Source organism: Pseudomonas koreensis, from assembly GCF_012986595.1.
GTDB classification, from domain to species: Bacteria; Pseudomonadota; Gammaproteobacteria; order Pseudomonadales; family Pseudomonadaceae; genus Aquipseudomonas; species Aquipseudomonas koreensis.
Map to the genome: position 1 here is coordinate 548424 of NZ_JAAQYM010000005.1, position 22594 is coordinate 571017.

8 protein-coding genes are annotated in these 22594 nt (G+C 61.6%); 6 read left to right on the forward strand and 2 right to left on the reverse strand.

Annotated elements, in window-relative coordinates; translation table 11 throughout:
* Positions 1-84 precede the first annotated feature (84 nt).
* The 6 genes from cobG (at position 85) to HBN98_RS18360 (ending at position 19045) form a co-directional block, all read left to right on the forward strand.
* Positions 85-1383 carry a precorrin-3B synthase gene (gene cobG / locus HBN98_RS18335; protein WP_275941927.1) on the forward strand — a complete coding sequence of 433 codons (1299 nt, stop codon included), beginning with the start codon at positions 85-87 and terminating at the stop codon, positions 1381-1383.
* Positions 1376-2002 carry a precorrin-8X methylmutase gene (locus HBN98_RS18340; RefSeq protein WP_064585772.1) on the forward strand — a complete coding sequence of 209 codons (627 nt, stop codon included), beginning with the start codon at positions 1376-1378 and terminating at the stop codon, positions 2000-2002. Before cobG ends, HBN98_RS18340 begins: the two co-directional genes overlap by 8 nt.
* Positions 1999-2733, forward strand: a complete 735-nt coding sequence (locus HBN98_RS18345; RefSeq protein WP_151101734.1) for a precorrin-2 C(20)-methyltransferase — start codon at positions 1999-2001, stop codon at positions 2731-2733. Before HBN98_RS18340 ends, HBN98_RS18345 begins: the two co-directional genes overlap by 4 nt.
* The gene (gene cobJ, locus HBN98_RS18350; RefSeq protein WP_083367139.1) at positions 2733-4433 is read left to right on the forward strand and encodes a precorrin-3B C(17)-methyltransferase; all 1701 of its coding nucleotides are present in this window, start codon (positions 2733-2735) and stop codon (positions 4431-4433) included. Before HBN98_RS18345 ends, cobJ begins: the two co-directional genes overlap by 1 nt.
* A 524-nt stretch (positions 4434-4957) precedes the next feature.
* Positions 4958-11953, forward strand: coding sequence for a TcdA/TcdB pore-forming domain-containing protein (locus HBN98_RS18355; RefSeq protein WP_308425043.1), 6996 nt, complete (start codon positions 4958-4960; stop codon positions 11951-11953).
* 267 nt (positions 11954-12220) lie between these two features.
* Entirely contained in the window at positions 12221-19045 is a 6825-nt protein-coding gene (locus tag HBN98_RS18360) for a TcdA/TcdB pore-forming domain-containing protein (protein WP_162276292.1), read from the forward strand.
* A 72-nt stretch (positions 19046-19117) separates the two neighbouring features.
* On the opposite strand, the gene HBN98_RS18365 is transcribed toward HBN98_RS18360, so the two are convergent.
* Together HBN98_RS18365 and HBN98_RS18370 are read right to left on the reverse strand one after the other, a co-directional pair.
* The gene (locus HBN98_RS18365) at positions 19118-19714 is read right to left on the reverse strand and encodes a MarC family protein (RefSeq protein WP_016771870.1); all 597 of its coding nucleotides are present in this window, start codon (positions 19712-19714) and stop codon (positions 19118-19120) included.
* Between the two features lie 63 nt (positions 19715-19777).
* Positions 19778-22555, reverse strand: a complete 2778-nt coding sequence (locus HBN98_RS18370) for a hybrid sensor histidine kinase/response regulator (RefSeq protein ID WP_064585776.1) — start codon at positions 22553-22555, stop codon at positions 19778-19780.
* Between the last annotated feature and the right edge of the window lie 39 nt (positions 22556-22594).

Below are 22594 nucleotides of genomic sequence, written 5' to 3' on the forward strand. Positions count from 1 at the left end.
CCGGACAAAGCAGGCATAATACCGCGCCTTCGCCCGCGAAGCGCCTTTGCCACACAGCCGGTCAGCCCCTTGAACGAACGCCTGATGTCCACCGCCTTACGCCCCTCGGCTTGTCCGGGGTTGCTGCGTATCGTCCAGGCACTGGACGGCGGGATCTGCCGGATCAAGCTCGATGGTGGCTCGATCAGCGCCGATCAGGCTGACGCGGTGGCCAATGCCGCCGAGCAGTTCGCCGGCGGCGCGATCGAGGCGACCAATCGCGCCAACCTGCAAATCCGTGGCATCGGTCAGCAATCCGCTGCACTGATCGACAGTCTGCTCGCCGCGGGTCTCGGGCCACGAACGGCCGCCGGCGACGATGTGCGCAACCTGATGCTCAGCCCGGCCGCCGGGATTGACCGGCAGATGCGCGTCGACACCCGGGCGCTCGCCGAACAGATCCTCGACACCCTGCAAAGCCATCCACGCTTCCACGAGTTGAGCGCCAAGTTCGCCGTGCAACTGGATGGCGGCGAGGCGCTGGCGATGCTCGAACATCCGCACGACGTGTGGCTTTCGGCATTCGAACGCGACGGCGAAACGCTGCTGGCATTCGGTCTGGCCGGTTGCCCGACGGATCGCGCAGTCGGTGCGGTGGCGCTGGAGAACGGCCATGCGCTGGTGGTCGCGGTGCTGGAGTTGTTCCTCGAACTGGCCCGGCCCGAACAGACGCGGATGCGCCATTTGCTCGATGAACTGCCGATACTGGCTTTTCTTGAACAGCTCAGGGCGCGTCTGCCGATCAAGGCGATCAGCGCCTGGCAACGTGTCCGCGCGGCGGACGATCTGCACATCGGCGCTCACCCGCAACACACCGACAACCGAGTTTACATCGGCGCGGTGCCGCCACTCGGTCGCCTTGACCCGACGATGATGCGGGGTGCCGCGCAACTGGCCCGTCTGTTCGGCGACGGCCACTTGCGTTTCACACCGTGGCAAAGCCTGCTGCTGCCCAACGTCAAAGCAACCGATGCCGTTCAGGTGCTCGCAGGTCTCAAGCAATTGAACCTGCTCACAGAACCCACTGACCCGCTGTCGACCATCATCGCCTGCACCGGCTCCGCTGGCTGCGGCAAAGGCCTGGCCGACACCAAGCACGACGCTCGTATGCTGGCGACCCTGTTACACCAGGCGCAGCGCGTTCATCTGTCCGGTTGCCCGCGCTCCTGCGCGGCGGCGCACCGCGCGCCAGCCACCTTGCTGGCCGTCAGCCCCGGCCGCTACGACCTCTATTTTCGCGATGCAACGCAGCCGGGTTTCGGCGCGCTGCACGCACGCAACCTTACTATTGAAGCGGCCGCGACCCTGCTCGACGCCCGCTCTCGGAGCCCCCTTGATGCTTGATTACATCCGCGACGGTCAGGAGATCTATCGCAACTCCTTCGCGATCATTCGCAGCGAGGCCAATCTGGCGCGCATCCCGGCCGACCTGGAAAAACTCGCGGTGCGGGTGATCCACGCCTGCGGCATGGTCGAGGCCGTCGATGGTCTGCAGTTCTCCGAGGGCGCGGGCAAGGCCGGGCGTGATGCGCTGGCGGCCGGAGCGCCGATCCTGTGCGATGCGCGGATGGTCTCCGAAGGCGTGACCCGTGCCCGCCTGCCGGCCAACAACGAAGTGATCTGCACCCTGCGCGACGACAGCGTGCCGGAGCTGGCCCGTGAGCTGGGCAATACCCGTTCCGCTGCCGCGCTGGAGTTGTGGCGTCCGCATCTTGAAGGCAGCGTGGTGGTGATCGGCAACGCACCGACCGCGCTGTTCTATCTGCTGGAAATGCTCGACGCCGGTGCGCCGAAACCAGCGCTGATCCTCGGCTTCCCGGTGGGCTTCGTCGGTGCCGCCGAGTCGAAAGCGGCACTGGCGGCTGACAGCCGCGGCGTACCGTTCGTGATCATGCAGGGCCGCCTCGGCGGCAGCGCCATGGCCGCCGCGGCGGTGAATGCCCTCGCCACGGAGGTCGAATGATGCAGGCTCAAGGACGTTTGATCGGTCTGGGCGTTGGCCCGGGTGATCCGGAGCTGATTACCGTCAAAGCCCTGCGCTTGCTCCGTGAATCGCCAGTGGTGGCGTACTTCGTCGCCAAGGGCAAGAAGGGCAACGCGTTCGGCATCATCGAGGCGCACCTGCAAGACGCACAGAATCTGCTGCCGCTGGTATACCCGGTGACCACCGAAGCGTTGCCGGCTCCGCTGTCGTACGAACAAGTGATCAGCGATTTCTACGACGAGGCCGCCGAAACGGTGGCCGCGCATCTGGACGCCGGCCGCGACGTGGCGGTGATCTGCGAAGGCGATCCGTTCTTCTACGGCTCCTATATGTATCTGCATGACCGGCTGTCCACCCGCTACGAAGCCCACGTGGTGCCGGGCGTGTGTTCGATGCTCGGTGGCGCTTCGGTGCTGGGGGCGCCACTGGTGTACCGCAATCAGAGCCTGTCGGTGTTGTCCGGCGTGTTGCCGCATGAGGATCTGAAGCGCCGTCTGGCCGATGCCGACGCGGCGGTGATCATGAAGCTGGGGCGCAACTTCCCGAAAGTCCGGCAGGTGCTTGAAGAGCTCGGTCTGGCCGAGCGTGCGCTGTACGTCGAGCGCGCAACCATGGCCAACCAGAAGATCGTGCCGCTGGATCAGGTCGAGCCGATGTCCTCGCCGTACTTCTCGCTGATCATCGTCCCTGGCGAACGGTGGCAAGGCTGATGAATCTTTCCACGCCAGCCATCGTCATCCTCGGTCAGGGCAGCCTGGCCACTGCCCGGCGCATCCAGCAGGTCTATCCCGGCGCGCAAGTCCTGGGCCTGGCCGGGCGGGTCGAAGGCGCTGATCGAACCTATGCGGAATTCGGCGCAACCCTGCGTGAGCTGTATCAGCAGGCCACGCCGATCATCGCCCTGTGCGCCGCCGGCATCGTCATCCGCACGCTGGCGCCGCTGTTGCTGGAAAAAGGCGCCGAGCCGCCAGTGCTCGCCGTGGCCGAAGACGGCAGCGCGGTGGTGCCGCTGCTGGGCGGGCTGGGCGGCGTGAACGTCATGGCCCGGGACATTGCGGCCGGGTTGCAGGTGGCGGCGGCGATTACCACCAGCGGCGAATTGCGTTTCGGCACCTGCCTGCTGAACCCGCCGAGCGGTTATGCGCTGGGCGACCTGGAACTGGGCAAGCGTTTTGTTTCCGATCTGCTGGCCGGGCACAGCGTACGCATCGAAGGCGCGGCGCCGTGGCTGGATCAGGCGCAATTGCCGGAAGATCCGCAGGCGCAGCGCTCGATTCATGTGAGCAGTGCCGAACGTGAATCGAGCGTCAACGAATTGCTGATTTACCCGCGCAGTGTCGCGGTGGCGGTGAGTGCCGACGTTGCTGACCTGGCGAACGCCGTTCGCGCGGCGCTGCAGCAGGCCAAAGTCGCGCTGCAAGCGTTGGCGTGTCTGGTGGCCGCCGACGGAGAAATGGCCTCGGCGAGCTTGCGTGAGGCGGCGCTTGAACTCGGCGTGCCGCTGCGGTTCGTTGCCGCAAAAGGTGACCTGCAAGCGTTGGCGGCAGTGGCAGTACCGGCGGCGCAGGTCGTCAGCGCGAACAACCTTGCCATTGCGATTTCCGAGCAACCACTGGACGTGGCGACTATCGGGCGTCCACGCGGGCGCCTGGCGGTGATCGGCCTTGGCCCCGGCGCTGCGGAACTGATGGTGCCCGCCGTCAAAGCCGAACTGGCCCGCGCCACCGACGTGCTCGGTTACGAAACCTATGTGCGTATGGCCGGCCCGTTCCGCGCCGATCAAGTGCAGCACTGCACCGACAACCGCGAAGAGATGCAGCGCGCCCGTCATGCTTTCAGGCTCGCGGCCCAGGGGCGCTCGGTGATCGTAGTGTCGTCCGGTGATCCCGGGGTGTTCGCCATGGCGGCAGCGGTGCTCGAAGCGTTGCACGAGTCGGATGATCCGGCCTGGCACAGTGTCGATCTGGAAATCCTCCCGGGGGTTTCCGCATCACTCGCCACCGCAGCTCAAGCCGGTGCGCCGTTGGGCCATGACTTCTGTGTGATGTCGCTGTCGGACAACCTCAAGCCGTGGTCGATCATCGAGAAGCGCCTCGATCTGGCGGCCGAGGCCGATCTGGCCCTGGCGTTCTACAACCCGATCTCCCGTGCCCGACCCTGGCAGTTGGGCCGCGCGCTGGAAATCGTCGCGCAGCACCGCACCGCGCAAACCCCTGTGGTGCTGGGGCGCGATATCGGTCGCCCGGGCCAGACGCTGCGCACCACCACATTGGGCGCGCTGACGCCGGATCAGGTAGACATGCGCACCATGGTGCTGATCGGCTCGTCCACCACCTGCACTTTCCCGCGCGCCGCTGGTGGCGATTGGGTTTACACGCCGCGCTGGTACGGCGAAAAACCACTGTCCTGAGTGCTCGCAGCCCTTCGGGGCTGCGGTCTTTTTCGCGGGATTATTTCCGCGTTTGACGGTGTCGGAGACTTCATCGGGCCTTGTCTGATTTTTACCCGTCCCGCGTAAGCGATTTCTTGTTACTTACTTCTTGTCTTGTTTTTTTATAACGTGCCGACGCCTTGGCGAAGTTGCCGTGCCCGGGTTGTTTGCGTGGTTTGCGGGTTTTTATATTTCAATGAAATGTTCGGTGACATGGCACTCAGGTTACATCCTTTATTAGTTCTTCTCTTATCCATGTTTTATGAAACTTGCTGAATTTTTTCCTGTTTGAGCGGAGCGTTGCCCGTCGGTAGTTTGTTGACTTCGGAACCTTAAGTCGTGGTTAGACAGTTCACGCTGTTGTCCTGAATTCCTGGACGTTCTGGCTGGATTATCACGAACTCTCAAAGAGGCAGTTGAATTCAATGCAATCAACCGAGCAAGGCAGCAAACACTTCGTAAAATTCGTCGATCTTTTCAAGTTGAAAGATCTTGAAGACGCTTTGAGCTCACACAAAGGCAACGATGTTTACGAGGCGGTACTGCGTTATTACTTTGCCTGTGTGGGGAAGTTGAGTTCGCCACAGCTGATCGAACCCGTGGCCCTGCTCAAGCAGACACTTGAATTATTGCTGGGGGATATCCGGGTACGGCGTGCGAGCGATCAGCAATCGCCGGTGGCACCGAATCTGGCGCAGATCCGCGACCGGGTCGAAGACTTTGAAACGCGTCTGCGCTTTGGTATCGAGCAGATCAACACCGCGCCCAGCGCCGTGCCGAAAAACCTGCACTTTGTCTGGCTCGGCGGCGGCATGGGCGCGATTCAGCACGACTATCTGAATGTGTGGCGACAGGTGCTGGCCGGGCAGGGTTACACCCTTAACCTCTGGTATGACAGCGATGCGCTGCTGGCCTACCAGACCAACAAGGTCATTGTTGAAGCCGCCAAGGCGGACGCGTTGCGCAAGACCGATGGCGGTCCCGTCACTGAAGATCAACTGGCCACGTTGTACGAAGCGCGCGCGATAGTGCTCAAACAGCAGATGTTCGCTCACATCAATGCCGCCGTCGCGCAGGGGCAAGCGGCGGATGAGGCCCGGATCGATCTGCTGAGCCGTGCCTATGGGCAGGACGCCGAGGCCCTGGAAATACTGCGACAAAACAATCGTGACAGCCTGTTGGCGCTGCACGGCGGTGACTTGCATCTGCGCGATCTGGCCGATGCATCGCAGCCGTTGCAGTCGCGTCTGGAACACATCTATCAGCGTGAAATCCGTCTGCGCGGCAACCTTGCCGCCGCGTCGGACGTGGTGCGTGCCGAAGTCCTGTTCAGTGAGGGCGGGCTTTACGCCGATGTCGATAATCTGCCGCCACTGGCGCCAAAACTGGGTGATACAGACATCAGCGCCTGGGGCAGCGATGCGCGTCGGGGGGCGCTGCAACTGTTGCTCAATCACAACCCCGCCTGGATGCCCGGGCGCGTCGCTATCCGCAGCCGCTACCGGGATTATGCCGAACGCATTCCGCCAGCGTCGCGCGGGGCGCTGGAGGCATTTGCCAAAAGCGCGCCGCCGTTGGGCCAGGTCTTTCTGCCTCCGGCGCAAGCGCTGGCGCGCCCCCATGAATTGCGCGCGGTGAAGGAAAGTGCCTCGTTGAGCAACGCCTTTCTGTTGGCTCATCCTGATGCTGCGATGCTCGGCGCGGTGATCGAGCGTATGCGCTTCAACTATGAAGTACTCGACGAAGTCACTCGGCTGAGCGTCCAGCGCAACATCGCGCCGACAGACTTTGACAAGATCAAACCGCTCGCCCGTGAAGTGCTGGAGCGAACCTACGGACCGTTCAGCCAACTGTCGGAGGAAGAGGAGATCAACGCCGATTTTCTCGCAGCAGCCACTGCCGGTTACTTCAGCGACGGCATACGCCTGCAGAGTGAGTTCACCATTTACCTGACAGGCCCTGCGGCGATGCGCTCGGGCATGGCGGATTATGAACGGCAGCACCTGACCCCTGACGGCGCGCGGATGGCGCGCGAGGAGTTGCCCATTGCCCCGGTGGCGATGGTCAATCGCGCCACCGAAGAGGAGCTGGATCACTCCTGGAAAGACAACGCGACTGATCCCCAGGCATGGCTGGCCAACGAGCAGGCCCGTTGGCAGGCCGGCCAGTATCCGACGCGCTATCAGGGCGATCTGGAGCAGTTGCTCATGCCACCGGCCATCGAATTCGACGCGGGCTGGCCCGTGATTGAAGGTCGTCCGGTATTGTTGACCGATTTGCTGCAGCGCCTCGCCGACGAGTTGGGCGAACCTTTCGTGCAGGCGATGAGGCGCAGTCATGACGGCATTGTCAGGTTCGACAAACCGCTGCCGCTGAGCTTCGATGATCGCCAGGCCATTCGCGCGCAGCCGGCGCAGATGTTTCCCCCGGCGTCGCAGAGCGATCCGCAGACGCAACGGATCGGCATCGACGAGTTGCTCGGCCGAATGGCCAAAGGCACTTTCCACCTGGACCAGGTCAGCCCCTTGCAACGTCTGACACTGGGCCTGCTGCTCGGTGCACAGGCGCTGGATAATCGCAGCTTCGACCTGCTCGTCGAAGATCTCGACAACCTCGCCAACAGCGTTGGCGAACTCGGTGCGTCCAACCGTTACGCGGTCATCGAACGGCAGATGTACAAGCGGCGTACCCCAGCCTTCATGGCCGGAATCGCAAGCGTGTCCGATGAGCCGCTACAACTGGCCGGCAGTGCGCTGGCGCTCAAGGAAGCGGCTCTCGTCCAGGCTCATACGGCCTACCAATGGGGCCGTCACGTCGCACAGATTCGCCAATTGGCAACGCTGGAACACCGGGAAAAAGTGCAGGATCGGGTCGAGCAGGTGCTCGCTCAGTTCGAAGCAAGCACCGTCAAACTGGTGCCGCAGGATCTGCTGTTGCAAAGTCAGGGCGAGGCGCTCGGCGGGCGCTGTTATCCGCTGGCGCTGGTAATGAGTGCGGCGCTGAGCAAGGGCGAGTCCGCCTCACGGCGCTTGCGCGAGCGGTTTTTTCTGGCGGCCCTCGAGCCCGGGCAAAATGATTCGCGGGCGTTTCTCGAGGCACTGGAGCAATTGCGCGATGTGCCGCTCAAGGACGTGGGCAAGGCGTTGGGACGTGTCGGCCTGGCTCAGGTCAGCGCGACGCTTGAGCGCTATCCCGATACCTGTACGTTGATGCTCAACTCGGATAATCACGCCATGCTCCTGGCGAAAACCGTTGACGCCGGACGGACGACCTTTCACTTCTATGATCCCAACTTCGGCCTGTTCGAGTTCGCCCACGCGACAATGTTCGAGCAGGCGCTCAAGCATTTTTTCCTGACTCAGGGCATGGCCGGGTACTACGCCGCCTATGGCACCGCGTCGGCGCCCGAATTCGATCTGATCGAGGTGCGGGGGCAGGACGTGGCCGGCCTCAGTGTGTCGGCGGGCTTCCAGGTGGCGCAGTTGCTGGCGGCCGATGCCCTGCCGCAATTGCCCTCGCCGCGACCTATCCGCCGACGCTTGACCAGTGCGCACGGTCAGTCGTTGATCGACAACGCCCACCTCGGCCGCTGCCTGCTGGAACTGGACAGCCGCTGGTGGGGGCAGCAGATCGCCCATGTAACGACGCAACTGCAGGATTTGCATGACTCGCCCAAGGCGCTGGTGCCGGTGTTCGATACGCTGCAAGTCTTGCCCGACGGCCGTTATCAGATGAGCCTGTTCGATCCGGCGAGCGGGGATTTCGTGACGCAAGTGATCAGTGATGAGCATCGATTGCTGCGCATCAGGAACTGGCTCTCGGAACAGTTCTCCACCCTGGCGCGAAAACCCGCAGGAATGGGCCGGTTGGCGGACCCGATGGAGGTCGCCAGTGTCCACACCCTCAACGCCGGGTTTTCCATCCAGGCCTTGATGAATGCGTTGCGCAACCGTGAAGGCAGCGACCGCACCCTGACGCTTTCGGTGCGCCTGCATGCCTACGTCAACTACGCACAGTTGGCCCACGGCACGGTGATCGATGCGCTTGGCGTGGCCAAACTGGTCAAGACGGCCTTGAGCGAAGAAAAAGCCATTGCCCGCACCTGTGCGCCAGTGGTTGGCGAAGCGCTGGGGCATGTCGCCAACGAAGGGGTCGGCGCGGTGCTTGGACTGGCTAATGTCGGTTTCGATATTTACCAGTTGGCGACGGCGCAAGACGAGGTGGAGAAAGCGCAGGCGGGCACGCAGCTGGCGTTCGATGCCGGCGGCCTCGCCCTGACGGGGGCCGGGTTGGCGGCAGCTGCCGGCGGCGCCGCGACCGCTGCGGCGGTACTGGGCGGCGTGGGAGCGGTGTTCGGCGGTTTGGCCGTTGGCGTGGCGGCACTTGCCCAGGGGTTCGCCAACATCGCCCGGGATGCGCAGGCGGTCGGGTTGTTCTTCGACGGCCTTCAGCATGGCGCCTATGGCGTTGGCTACCGGTATGACAAGGCTTTGCAGGCTTGGGTGGTACAGCCATCGTCCTTGTGTATCGATACGCTGGATCTGCCGGGCGGGCAACTGCTATTGAAAAGTCCAAAGCTGTTCAGGCTGCGCGACCATTTCGGTGTGCCGGGGTACGATCCGAAAACCGCGAACGCAATCGATATCGCCGAGCAGTTGGGCCTGCCTGAGCGTATCCAGCGGGTCCTGCCGGTGGGGCAGCCCATTGTGCTGCCCTGCATGCCGCAGACCTGTTACGGCTATGAGTACAAGGCACTGCCGTTCGCTTCACTGCGGCACGACAAAGGCTTTGATATCGCGCGCCGCCTGGAGAAGAAGGATCGCGCTGGCAACTGGCAATTCCTGTTTTCGTTCTACTCCTTTCCGTCCCATTACATCGTCCATCGCCTGTTTCCTTCCTGCCAGCCAACGGTCATCAAGGTGCTGCTGGATGGCTCTGATCGCGAACTGGTGGTGCCTCGCCTGCCGCAGGAATGGCAGGGCAACGTGACGTATGCGCTGACAGGCGCCGGTGGCACGTGCCGGCTCAGTCTCAGCCCCGGGGTCAAGGTCAGACTGCTCGCGCCGCCGCAGACCGCTTGTCGTTGGGTCTTGACGGCCAATTGGGTACGCGCGCAAGAGGTGCGTTTCCTCAAAAACGGCAATCTCATGCTCGGCGCAATCGAGCTGAGTTTTTCCGGCAGTGGCCGCAGCGAGTTGTTCATCAGGCTGGACGGGCAACGACTGATGCGGGTTGATCGCGACACGCAAACACTGATCCTGCTGGAAGACACCGCTCCGACGGGCCTCGACGAGGCGGCGCTGCTCGAGCATTACAAAGCGCTGACCCGGGCGCATCGTCTGAGCCTGGCCTACACCCCTGTGCATCGCTATCTGATCCCGTTCGAATCCGCGCAAAAACCGCGTTACACCACGGCCTGGTATGACGCTGCCGAAGATCGTTTTGTGTACGTGCGCAATGAGCAGGTGAAGGGCGACAAGGCGTTATTGGGCACCGTCAGCGACGGCTTTGCCTATTTTTATGAGCCGGCGGGTTTTCTTGTCTGGCAGGTCGATGCGGTGAGCGGGCTGCTCAGGCATGTCTATCGGCTGCTGCAAATGCCCGGCACTGGCAAAGTGAGCCGTGTCGAGGCCGATACCGACGGGGTGATTCACGTGGTCCAGGAATATACGGGGGCGGGGCAAGGCCCACGGCAGTTCAACTTCCTGATTCATTCCGGGCAACTGCTGTTGAGTTCGGCCACTCACGACATCAACCGAGAACTGAGTACCCGTCTGTTTGCCGATGAAACCTTGACCGACTGGGACCAGGCGCTGGGCAGCTATCACCGGCAATCGCCGGCACCGAGCCAGGATGGCGCGACCACCGTCGATTGGGAGCCGGCCGCGTACGTGTCGGTGTCGTGGAAGTTTGCGCCGGACTCAAGGGACATGGTGTGGGTGCGCGAGCGTGACCGCTTGCTGATTCATCCGGTTCCGCGGCCGAAACGTGCTCGTGGCTGGGCTGATTCGATCAAGAACCTGAACGATCTGATGCTGCTGACCCTGGCGCCGGACAGTGACGTGTTCATGATTTACGATCGTTTGGCGCAACGCCTGTGCCGACTGGCACGAACTCTGTCCGACGGCCGCTCGGACTGGTCACACAAATGGGTGCAGCCCGCAGGCTTGCGCGAATTGTTGCCCGTCGGCAGCGGTTATGTGGCACTCACTGAAAGTGCCTTGTTTTTCAATCTGAATGCGCAAGGCGACATCCAGTTTGGCGGTCTGACGGAAAAGTGGCTGCATGGGCGGCGGCAATGGTGGCTTGCGCTCGATGCGGTGGCGGCGCAATACCCGGTGGAGCATTTTGCCGTGTGCGGATTACGCAACGAGCAGGGTAATCCGCATCTGGCAGCGTGGTACGTGGACCAGCGACTGTTGCTCAGTGAGTCGACCCGCAGCGGCGACACCCGGCTGCTCGGCGTGACGCCGGATAAACGCCAGGCCTGGTTATTCGAACCCGCCAGCGGTGAACTGAAAACCCAGGCATTCATTGATGCTTCCTTGCTGGCCGACGCGTTCGGCGACGGCAGCCAATTGCTGCATGCGCAGGTGTTGCCGGCGTCGCAGCAACCCTGGGAGGAATGGCGGTTTGCCGACGTGAGCCTCAACGGCGCCGAGTTGCGCGGCGTCACGGTCGACGGGGTGATATTGGCGTTGCCGTTTGGGGAAAGCGAACGGATCACTGGCGTCAACCATGCCTGGGTGGTCAAGCAGGGCGAGCACCTGGTCCAGGGACTGCAGTTGTTGCTGGAGACGGACGAGCACGAAGCGTTTATCTCGGTGGAATCCGGGCCGGGTCGCCTGCAATGGTACGACGTGCAGAACGCGCGGCTGATCGAGGTCGCCGAGCAAGACTTGCCCCCAGCGTTCAACTTGTTGGGTACACGGCTTCAGGAGCAGGTCTTGCTGCATGACCGTCGCGCGGGGTTTGTGCATGCCTTGCCCAAGGCGCGACGCATCGGCCCTTTCGATTATCTGCAGAGAAAAGCCCGGGTGCTGGTGGTCGAGGGGCAGAAACAAATAGCTGATTTGACCCCGCTGCTGCCCGACGGTGTCGATACGTTGATCCTGCGGCTGGGGCAGGGCGCGGTGACGTTTCATCTGTCCAGGACACTCTGGTTCAGGCTCGTTTCGGTCATCGTCGATTGCCGGCATGCGGCGAGTGAAGCCGTCACGATCCCCGGCAAGCTGAACTGGTCGCTGGACGCGCCGAACAAACTGCAACTGGAAATGCTCGGCGAGCATCTGGTGGTGGTTGATCCGGACAGCGAACACAGTCTGATTTTCCGCGATGCCGGCAGCGCTGATCCGCTGCTGCGCGGTGAAGTGTTCCTCGGCTTTGACGGGCAGTTTTCGGTCGCGGTGTCGCGTCTGGTTCGAACGTTGCGCGAGCGGCAGGCGACGAACCCGGTTGCAACTCTCGGGGAGTTGCTGAGCGTCACTGTCGAGGGCTGAACTCGGTGATGTAAAGCTGACCTGGCCTATTTGATTTTGAATAGCTCAGTGGTTGTAGTTGGTTTGTCGAAATTGAATTTTTATAAGTCGCGGCGAATAAGTCGTCGGGGCGGTTATGTCTGCGTGAAAAACAGGGAGTTTAGTTTGATGGAGTTGAGCGATTTTAAAGTCTTGGTTTTAAGTGATGGTTTTTCGACGGCTTTGGATCGAACCGAGTTGGCGTCGATAGCCTCAACAAATAGCGGTGGGGCCTACAGGGAACAGGCGTTGAGTTATTACGACGCTGCGGTTTCGGCAAAAAGTTTCACTGAACAACTGACAGCGGTCAGACTGCTTAAAGAAAGTTTCGAAACGGACTTTGCCGACGCCGAAAATGTTCAGTGGAAAGACTATCACCAGCAACTGGTCGATTATCACCAGCGCTTGTCTGCGACGGTGGAGGTGATGGCGCCCGGTAAATCGGTGCCCCGGATCATGCACTTTGTCTGGGTGGGCGGCAGTGAGGTCGGGCCGAATCAGCGCGATTACATGAACATCTGGCGCACAGTGCTGGCGCCGCAGGGCTACACCTTCAATCTCTGGTATGACAGCGATGCGGTGCTGGCCTTCGAAATGAACCGGGTGATCCTCGACAGTGCGCGGGTGCATGCGATGGAGTCGGGCGGGGCTGAACTGGAGAGTCAGAGCGCGCTGTCAGCACTGATTGAAAATCGCGCCCGAGTGCTCAAGCAGCAGATGTTTGACCACCTCAATCGGCCCGAGTGGAACGGACGCGCGGATCTGGGCCGGATCGATCTGATGGTCCGCGCTTACGGCAAGGACCGGGGCACGCTCGAGGCCTTTCGCCAGAAATGTCTCGATTCGCATCACGCCGTAGTGGGCGCGGATTTGCAGTTGCGCGACGTGCGCCACGCGTTTGCCGATCATTACCTCAATGACGTCTACAAGCGAGAAATCGCCCTGCGCGGCAACTTTGCTGCGGCCAGTGACGTGGTGCGCTTGCAGGCTGTGCATCTGGAGGGAGGGCGTTACAGCGACATGGACTACTTGCCACCTTTGATCGACAAGCCGGGTGGAGTGGATATCGCGGGCTTCAGCGAAACAGCAAAAGTAGGCGTCCTGCAGTTGCTGCTCAACTATAACGACGCCTTGTTGCCAGGGCGGGATCGGCAACGCTACGTCGACAGAACTGGAGACATCCCGGTTGAGCATCTGGAAGCACTGCGCGCATTTGCTCAGACTCGCCCCAATGCAATGGATCTGTTCAAACCGCCGCAAGATGCGTCTGTACCTTACGATGCCATCCGACTGGGCACTGCCAGAGGTTTGCAGGTGTCAGGCGAAATGAATGCGCATTTCCTGGCTCAACCCGACAGCGGCATGACCGACTCGATCATGCAGATGATCCGTTCCAACTATGACTGCCTGTATGAGACTGAGCACCGGATGCGTATCAACAGCATTCCTTGGTCGGATGAGAGCCATCTATTTACGACGATCACTGATGTCGTTGATGAAATTACCGCCCAGGGACGCCTTCCACAATCTGTACGGGGGCAACTGATCAACGCCATTTTCGGATACTACCAGGACGGCATCCGCCTGGAGGCCCGAGGTACCATCACGCTAACCGGTCCTGGGGCTGCCGCAAACGGAGTGGACCACTACAGCAACATTCATTTGCAGCCCGGCCTGTCGCAAACCATCCGCGATCGCCTGAAACTGGTTGAAGGCTACAACGTCTTTACCGAGGAAGAATTCATCAGCGGCTGGACCGTAAACGGTAATCCCGAAGAGTGGCTGGCCAAGGAGAAGGAAAAGTGGACGTCGGGCAAACTCAAGTCCCGCTACGTCGGCGACCTCACCGATCTGCTCAAGGAACAGACCCTGACGTTCAAGCGCGGCTGGCCGGTCGTTGAGGGCAGACCGGTATTGCTGGTGCCGGTGCTGCAACAGTTGCTCGATGATCTGGGCGAACCTTTCAGGCGGGCCATGAATGATCGCCTGAGCGGCGAAATCACCTTCCGCAAACCGTTTTACCTGAGCTTTGATCAACGCCAGCAGATCCTCGCGCAGCCATCATCCGAGGTGCCGGAATCGGTCGGCGCCGAAGCGCTGGGCAATCTGAACGAAGCGTTCACCCGGGTGGCGAGCGGCAGGTTGCCGCAAGAGCAATTGAGTCCTTTGCACCGAGTGGTGTTCGGTGGCCTGTTCGGCGCACAGCATCTGGACGATGCGGGGTTTGCCGAGGCCTGGAGGGCAACACGGTCGTTGGCTGCCAACACCGAGGATCGCGGCATCGCCGCGCGTTATGACCAGATCGAACAGACCTTGCGCGAGCGCAGTCCGTCTGCGTTCGAGGCGGGGCTCAAGGCGTCGCTGTCCAGCGCGATACGCACGCAGAATGCGTATCTGCTGAAAGCGCAGGCCCTGGTCGAGCCGTTGAGTGTCCGCCAATGGGGCGAGCACATCGCCCGTGTCGAATCGGTGGCAAGAGACGAGTATCGGGCCTCGATCCTGCAGCGTGGCGGCCCGCTTCGTGCGCGCTTGTTTCAGGCCGGCGCTGTCTCCGCCAAGCAGTTGCCGCAGGATCTTTTGTTGTATGGCGAGGGCGATCCCGGACGGCGCTGCTACCCGCTGGCGTTGTTGATGGCCGCTGCGCTGGAGCAGGGTCGAGCCGCACAGCGCACCTTGATCGGCAAACTGGCCACCACCAACCTTGCCCCGCAAGACCCTGAATCCCATGCGTTGCTGAGGGTTCTGGATGAAATGCGCGGTGTGCCCATGGCGCAGTTCGGTGAAAAACTCGGCGCGGCAGACCTGGCGACGGTCATTCGCACCCTGGAGGCGAAATCGTCGACCGCCAGCATCATGTTCAACACTCAAAATCACTCATTGCTGGCGTGCAAAGTCGTCGAAGGGAACCGCGTTTCGTATTTCTTCTACGATCCGAACTTCGCCGTGTATGAGTTCGCCCAGGCCGACCATTTGCGGCGTGGCATTGAAGCGGCGCTGGCAGATAAGCAACTGGCTGCACTCTATGGCGTACAGGAGGCGAGCAGCGATCTGTTCGACATGATTGCCCTCGATGGATCGAACATCGCCAACAAGGCATTACCTTCGAAGGTGACAGCGGGAGAACTGCTGAGCAGCGAGCCGGTGGCCGGCAAACGCACAGTCGTGCCGTGGCAACACCATGCCGCGTTGCGTTCCCGTGCACTGTCGGAAAATGCGCAACTGGGTCGCGGCCTGGCGGAGCTGGAAGGCACGCGCCTTGCGCAGATGATCGAATCGGCGAATCGTCAGTTGTTCGCGACCCACACCCTCGATCCGCAGAGTGTGGTGCTGTATGAAACCGTAAAAAATGCGGGCCCCGGGAAATGGACGCTGTCGCTGATCAACCGTCAGGACCCATCGAAGGTCATCGGCATCACCGTCGATGATCCGCGTTTTCAGGAAATCAAATTCTGGTTGAGCGACCGCTTCGAGGCACTGAAAAAAATCCCCGGGCAGACAAGCCCCCACGCCCCGGAAGCTATTCACACGTTGAACGCAGGCTTTGCGATCATGGCCCTGCTGGAACTGCTGAATAAACATGCCGACGCCCAAACCTCAACGGCAACGCTGGCGGTGCGTCTGCACAGTTTCGTGATTTACGGCCAGCTTCTGCACGGCGTGGTGTCCGATGTCGTTTCAGTGGTCAAGCTGGTTGAACTGGCGTTGCTCGATGAACGCCTGATAGCACAAGCCTCGGCCAATGCGCTCGCCCCCTCACTGGGCTCGCGGGTGCTCGGCGAGGGGGTGGGTGTTCTGCTCGCGCTGGCCAACGTTGGATTTGACATCATCGAGTTGGCGACCGCGGATAGCGTTCCGGCGCGAACAGCGGCGGCGGTTCAGTTGAGTTTCGACGCGACAGCGCTGGCATTGAGTGCGGGTGCCGTGACCGCCAGTGGAACGTTCGCTGCGGTCGCCGGACCCTTGGCGGTGATTGTCGGGGGACTGGGCTTCGGAATCGGCGCGCTGGCGCGCAATTACAGCCTGATCCTGGCCCGCGCGCAGCAGGTCGGCCAGTACATCTATGCCCTGAAATCAGCGTACAGCAACGGTGCTTGCCAAGTCGTTCAGGGAACACTCGAGCCATTGCCGGATGCGGTGATCACGGGCATCGATCTGCGCATCCGTCACGTGCACATGGGCAGTCAGTTGTTGTTGAGCGCGGAGCGCCGAGGTTGGGGACTGCCGAGCATCCTCGGGGAGGACGAGCAGCCGCCGATCAATATCCGCGAGCGCTGGAACCTGTCTGCGCAGAGTGCGGTGCCGTGGGACATTCACACGCTGATTCTGCCCGGCACGCCGACCTGCACCTTCGGTATTGATTACCAACTGATGCCCGGTGTTACCCATCGTCATGACCAGGGCTTCGACGAATTTCGCGAACTGGAAAAGGACAGCCAGGGTCATCAGACATTCTGGTTCGATGCCTCGACCCCCCTCGAATACTGCGTTGAAAAACTCTTCCCGAAGTACCACGGAACGCAGGTCAAGGTGCTGCTGGATGAACAATGCCGGTCGCTTCATGTTCCGCCGCTACCGGTCGAATGGCATGGGAAAATGTCCTATGACATCGAGGCGGTGACGGGACAGTATGCGTTGTCCCTCGCCAAGGGCGTCGCCAATGTGCAGTTGTCCAGCACCGGGGACCCGGCATCACTGCGCTGGGTCATTGCTGCCAGCTGGGTGGATGATGCGCAGGCCGCTGTCGATGGTCTGCGCTTGCAACTGGGCACTACCGAGGTGCACTGCAACGCCGGTGCTGAGGTTTACGTCGAACTCGCGCAGGGGCAGACGTACCAGGTGGATTGGCTCGAACAGCGGCTGATCCTGCTGGAGGAAAATCTGCCAGAGCAGAATGACGCCGCTGCCATTGCCCGGCATCTGACCCGCCTCAATCACACTCATCGCCTTGCCAGTCCGTGGTTGCCGTTGCACAACTTCAAGGTGCCGCTGGTCGATCCTGAATGGCCGGTGCACACCAATGCCTGGTTTGAAAGCGCGACCGATCGCATCCTTTATGGCCGGGATCTGCCACACGCGTTCAACCCGCAGATCCGCCTGGCGGCGGTGTTCGGTGATCAAGTGTTTCTCTATCACCCGGATCAGCCGACGCTGTGGCGGGTCGACGCGCTGACCGGACGAGTCAGCCGCCGCTATCGCTTGCTCAGCCCGTTAAAACCCTCGCAAGTGCTCTCGTGTCAGGACGTCGGCGGAGCCATTCAGGTGGTTCAGCAGGTCACCGATCTGAATGGTGTCGCCTTTCAGTTCGAATACCTGCTGGATCAGGAGAAAGTCGAACTGGTCGCGGTTTCCACGCAGCTGGAAGGCGTCCAGCCTGTCGATTTGAGTCGCTTCAAATGGCCGGGCTGGAATTCGTTCATCGCAGGATTCAACACCTACGAAAGGGACGATGACGGTTCGATTTCGATGGTCGAAGATATCCGCTCGGCAACTACCGCCAAATTCATCTCGCTCCGGATTTCCCATCCGAGGATGATGCTCGATGCCTGGATTCGCGTGCGCGATGACTGGTTCGTGACCGACAAAGACCTGGGGCTTGAGCATCCCTTGCTGATCGCCTCGCCACTCGATGACGACGGCCACGGCATGGTCTTTCATGACGGCGGCAAGCAAGGCTTGTACACCTGGCAACGCAACGCGGATGCCTCGGGCGGTTCATTAAGGCTGATGCTCAGCGATGTCGACAGCGTGGTGGCAACGGCTGATGGTCATCTGGCACAGACCACGCAGGGTCTGGTGTTCGATTTGCGCAATGACACGCTGACACTGCGTGCGCTGAGTGAGCAATGGCTGCGTGCGCAGGACGACTGGATCAAGGCCCTGACGCGCGTGGTGGAGCAGCAGCGGGCCGATGGCTTCGATATTCTCGGGCTGTCGGATGACGTCGGTGCACCGCTCTCTGCCCGTTATCTGCAAGGGAAAATATTGCTGGTCGGTTCCGGGCAGGGGCGCGATCTGCACCTCGTCTCGCAGACTCCGGACAAAACCGCTGCCTGGCTATTCGCCTCCGGTACGGGGCATGTTTTCCGTCAGGCGCTGCAGACGCTGGAGCAGATGCGCGCGCTGTTCGGCAACGCGATCCGGCGGTCAGGGGATGGGGCTCTGGAAGTACCGCAGCGCGTCTGGGCAGAGTGGACGTATGCAAGCGTCAGCCCGCTGGACAGTGGTTTGCAGGGGCGCACCCATGATGGGGTGATCCTTGAACTGAAGGAGGGCCAGCCGGCGCGCATCAGCGCTGTGGCCAACGAATTCGTCTATGCCGCCGCGCATGGGCAGACTCGACAACAAAGGATCGAGAGCCTGATCGAAGGTCAACCTCATGTGCCGTTTCTGCGCGCAGGTTCCCGGATGGGCATGTTCAACTGGTATGACGCCACGGCGCGACATTTGCAATCCGTCGACGGCAGGGCAGATGGGCGATGGGTCACCTACCTGGGAGCGCTGCCAGACAGTCGCTTCCTGATGTACGACGCCTTTGAGCCGACGCTGTTCAGTAATGACCGAAAACTCTTCACGCGCCAGATCAGCGCGCGCCGTAATGGGGCGTTGTTGATAATCGACAGTGCGGATTATCGTACTCGAGTGCAGGATCTGCTGGTAGAAGGGGTCGATACGCTGTTGCTCGGATTCGGACTTGATGGCATGAGCTGCTCGGTTTCGTCTGCCGATTGGGACCGGCTGGACTGCTTGGTCGTCGACCTGCCGAATCTGCAGCGGGCGGAAACCGCCAACGGCAGCGAGCTGCGCCTGGAAATGCGCGAGCTTGATCGTTGGCAAGTGGTGATGGCAGGCGAGCATCTGGTGCTGACGGACCCTGATTCCGGGCGTAGCCTGATTCTGCGCAATGCCCGGTCGCTGGGGCACATGTCAGGGCAACTGCTGGATCTGCAACTTCACCTGTGGGGCGACTATCGGTACTTCAAAGTGCCGGAACTGATCAACGGCTGGCAACTGGCGACCCTCGACGGCGCTCCCTGTGACCTGGCCGTGGCAATGGATACCTCGAACGAAGTCTGACACCCGAGGGTTCAATCCTGAGCCATGAAAAAAGCCGCGAGTGATTCCACTCGCGGCTTTTTGCATTGTCTCTCAAGGAACCAGATAGCCCTTCACCCCGGTGAAGATGATTTGCGCCGCCAGCGCACAGACAAACAACCCCATCAAGCGGCTGACGATCTGCAAGCCCTGATCACCGAGAATGCGCTCGATGCGGTTGGACAGATACAGCACGACGCCCACCGTGAAGCTGGCCAGGGCGATGCTCATGATGGCGGTGAGCTTGTCGTCCCAATGCGGCTGGCTGACCCCCATCACCAGCAGCGCACCGATGGTGCCGGGGCCGACGGTCAGCGGAATGGTCAGCGGCACGATGGTCACGTCCTGCTGCACGTTGTCGGCCTGCACCGCCGGTTTGCCCTGCGCCATGCCCAGTGCGGATATGAACAACACACTGCCGGCACCGATGCGGAACGCATCGACGGTAATTCCGAACACATCGAAGATCACCCGGCCGAACAGGTACAGCAACACGCTGGAGATCAGCGTGGCCAGCGCGACTTTCCAGGCCAGGCGCCGTTGCTCCTTGCGCGAATAACCACGGGTCAGGCTGATAAAGCAGGACAACACGAAGAACGGGCTGTAGAGCACCAGCATCTTCAGGTAAACGCTGAACAACACGTGGAGCATGGTGCTGGCTCACTGGCGAGGAAGTCGTGACGGAGTCTATCAGGCGCTACGGCGTCTGTCGGCTCAGGACGGTTGCGTGGTGGCGCGATTCTGTTGATCGCGTTGCGCAACCCAGTGTTCGATCAGCTCACGCAACTGCGACAGCTCCACCGGTTTGGCCATATGGCCGTCCATCCCGGCCTGGCGCGCACGTTCCTTGTGTTCGGCGAGGATGTGCGCGGTCAGCGCCACGATTGGCGTGCGGATGCGCTGGTTGCTGACTTCCCACGCACGCAGTTGCTGAGTCGCCGAGAAGCCATCGAGGATCGGCATTTCGCAGTCCATCAGTACCAGGTCGTAACGCTGGGCTTTCATCGCCTGCAGGGCTTCTTCGCCATTGCTGGCGGTGTCCGGTTGCAGGTTGAGCTTGCCGAGCATGCCGCGAATCACTTTGGTGGAAATGGTGTTGTCTTCGGCGACGAGGATGCGGAAATCACTCGGCACTTTGGCCGCCGTGGCGGCGGTGACCACCTGCGGCTGGAACACCACCTGACCTTTGTTGCGCTGGTTGAGTTCGTCCGCCAGCGTGGTCTTGAGCGTATAGCCGGCCACCGGTTTGGCGAGGATGCGCTTGATCCCGGAGTTGCGCGCGATGATCTTGCTCGGCGCGTTGCTGATGCCGGTGAGCATGATCAGCAGAATGTCGTGGTTCAGGCTTGGATCTTCCTTGATCTTGGCGGCCAGTTGCATGCCGGTCATGCCGGGCATGTTCTGGTCCAGCAGCACCACATCGAAGTAGTCGCGCAGGTGCGCCTTGGTGCGCAGCAGCGCCAGCGCTTCCTTGCCCGATGGCACGGCGCTGACGTTCAGGCCCCAGGCACTGCATTGCTGCACCAGCACCTTGCGGCACGTGTCGTTGTCATCCACCACCAGCACCCGCGCCCCCTGCAACGGGCCATCGAGGTCGGAGGTCGGGTGTTCGAGACGGTCAGGGTCCAGCGGCAGGGTCAGCCACAACGTGCTGCCCTGGTTGGCGCCACTCTTGATCCCGAACTCGCCGTGCATCAGGCGGATCAGTTGCCGGGCAATCACTAGCCCGAGGTTGCCGCCCAGACGGTTGGCCGAGAGGAAGTGCTTGCTGTGCAGTTCGGCGTGCATCAGCGCATCGCGCTCTTCCGCATCCATCGGCTGTCCGCTGTCCTGCACGGCGATGCGCAGGCGCGGTTTGACACTGCGCTCGTCGAGGGCGACGACGATCAGCACCTCGCCTTCGTCGGTTTTCTTCAGGGCGTTTTCCAGCAGGCTCAGCAACGTCTGGCGCAGGCGGGTCGGGTCACCGCTGATGACGCGTGGCACTTGCGGCTGAATGAAGCTGATCAACTCGACGTTCTGCTGTTCGGCCTTGGCCCGGTAGATGCTCAGGCAGTCGTCGATCAAGGCATTGAGGTCGAACTGCACGTCGTCCAGTTCGATCTGTCCGGATTCGAGCTTGGAGATGTCGAGAATCTCGTTGATCAACGTCAGCAGCTCGTTGCCGGCGCTGTGGATGGTCTGCACGTAGTCGCGTTGCTTGACCGACAGTGGTGTGCCCAGCAACAGCTCGGTCATGCCCAGCACGCCGTTCATCGGGGTGCGGATCTCGTGGCTGATCTTGGCGAGGAACTCGGCCTTGGCGTTGATCTCGGCGTTGCTGGCGGCGAGGTCGCGGCTGATGCTGAAACGGCTTTCGGTAATGCTGCGCTGGCGCTCACCCAGCGCGATGCTCATCAGCAGGCCGCTGACGCAGATGAAGGCCATCAGGGTCATGATCAGGCCTTGCGGTGCAACCAGGGTCAGCCCCAGCAAGGCCGGCAGGATGATCAGCGTGCCGATGTTGAACACCACCATTGCGGCGACGAACAGCCGTGCCGGACGGTAACCCTTCTGCCAGTGATAGAAACCTACCAGCAACATGCTCAGGCCGGCCAGAGCCACCAGCGCGTAGGTGATGATGTTCAGCGGCAGGGTGTTGACGAACAACAGCAGCAGGCTGCAGATCACGATGAACAGAATGTCGCCCAGCAACAGTTTGTTCAGCGGGTGCGGGCCGAGCGGGGCGAAGAAGCGCAGGGCGAACATCAGCCCGGCCGGGGCGGTCAGCAGCAGCGCCAGATAAGCGCCCGGGGTCTGGATCGCGTGCCAGTTCGGCAACCAGGGACCGGCGAGGTTGAGCAACAGCAGCAGGCTCAGACCCAGCAGGCCTTCGCAGATGGCCAGCCACAGGCTGCTGCGCGAGCGCGAGTAGGCGTAGCGCACGACGTTATGCAGCAGCAACATGCCGAGGCAACCGAACAGCAGGCCGAAGATCAGCGTCTGGTTCTGGTTGGCAGCGCTCATCACTGCCGATTGCAGGGTGATGTGCGGACGCAGCTGATGGTCGGAAACCATCCGCAGGTAGATATCGAGGGGTTTGTCGCTTTGCGGCAGCGGCAGCAGGAAGTCGCTGCTGGGCAGCGGTCGTTCGACCTGCGGCTGGCGGGTGCCGGAGTTGCGTTGCTCGATCAGCTTGTCGCCGTCCAGCACGTAGAGGCTGACGCTGGACAGGTCGGGGGCGAAGATCCGCAGCACCTGTTCGTGCTTGCCCGGCGTCAGTTTGAAACGCAGCCAGAGTGCGCCATCGGGCTCGGCGGCCGTGAGGCGGTCCAGTTCGATGGGGCTGAATTGATTGGTGTAGCGGGCCGAGCGGATGTCGCTCAGTTGCAGATTGCCCTGATCGTCAAGCAATACCGACCAGCCACTGCCTTGCGCGGCCTGGGCCGAAAGCATGCAGAGCAAGGTCAGCAACGTGACGGTGAAACTTATGGCAATCCTGAGCCAGCGCACGGCGAAATCCCTTCGTAGGTTGATGCCAGAATATAACGA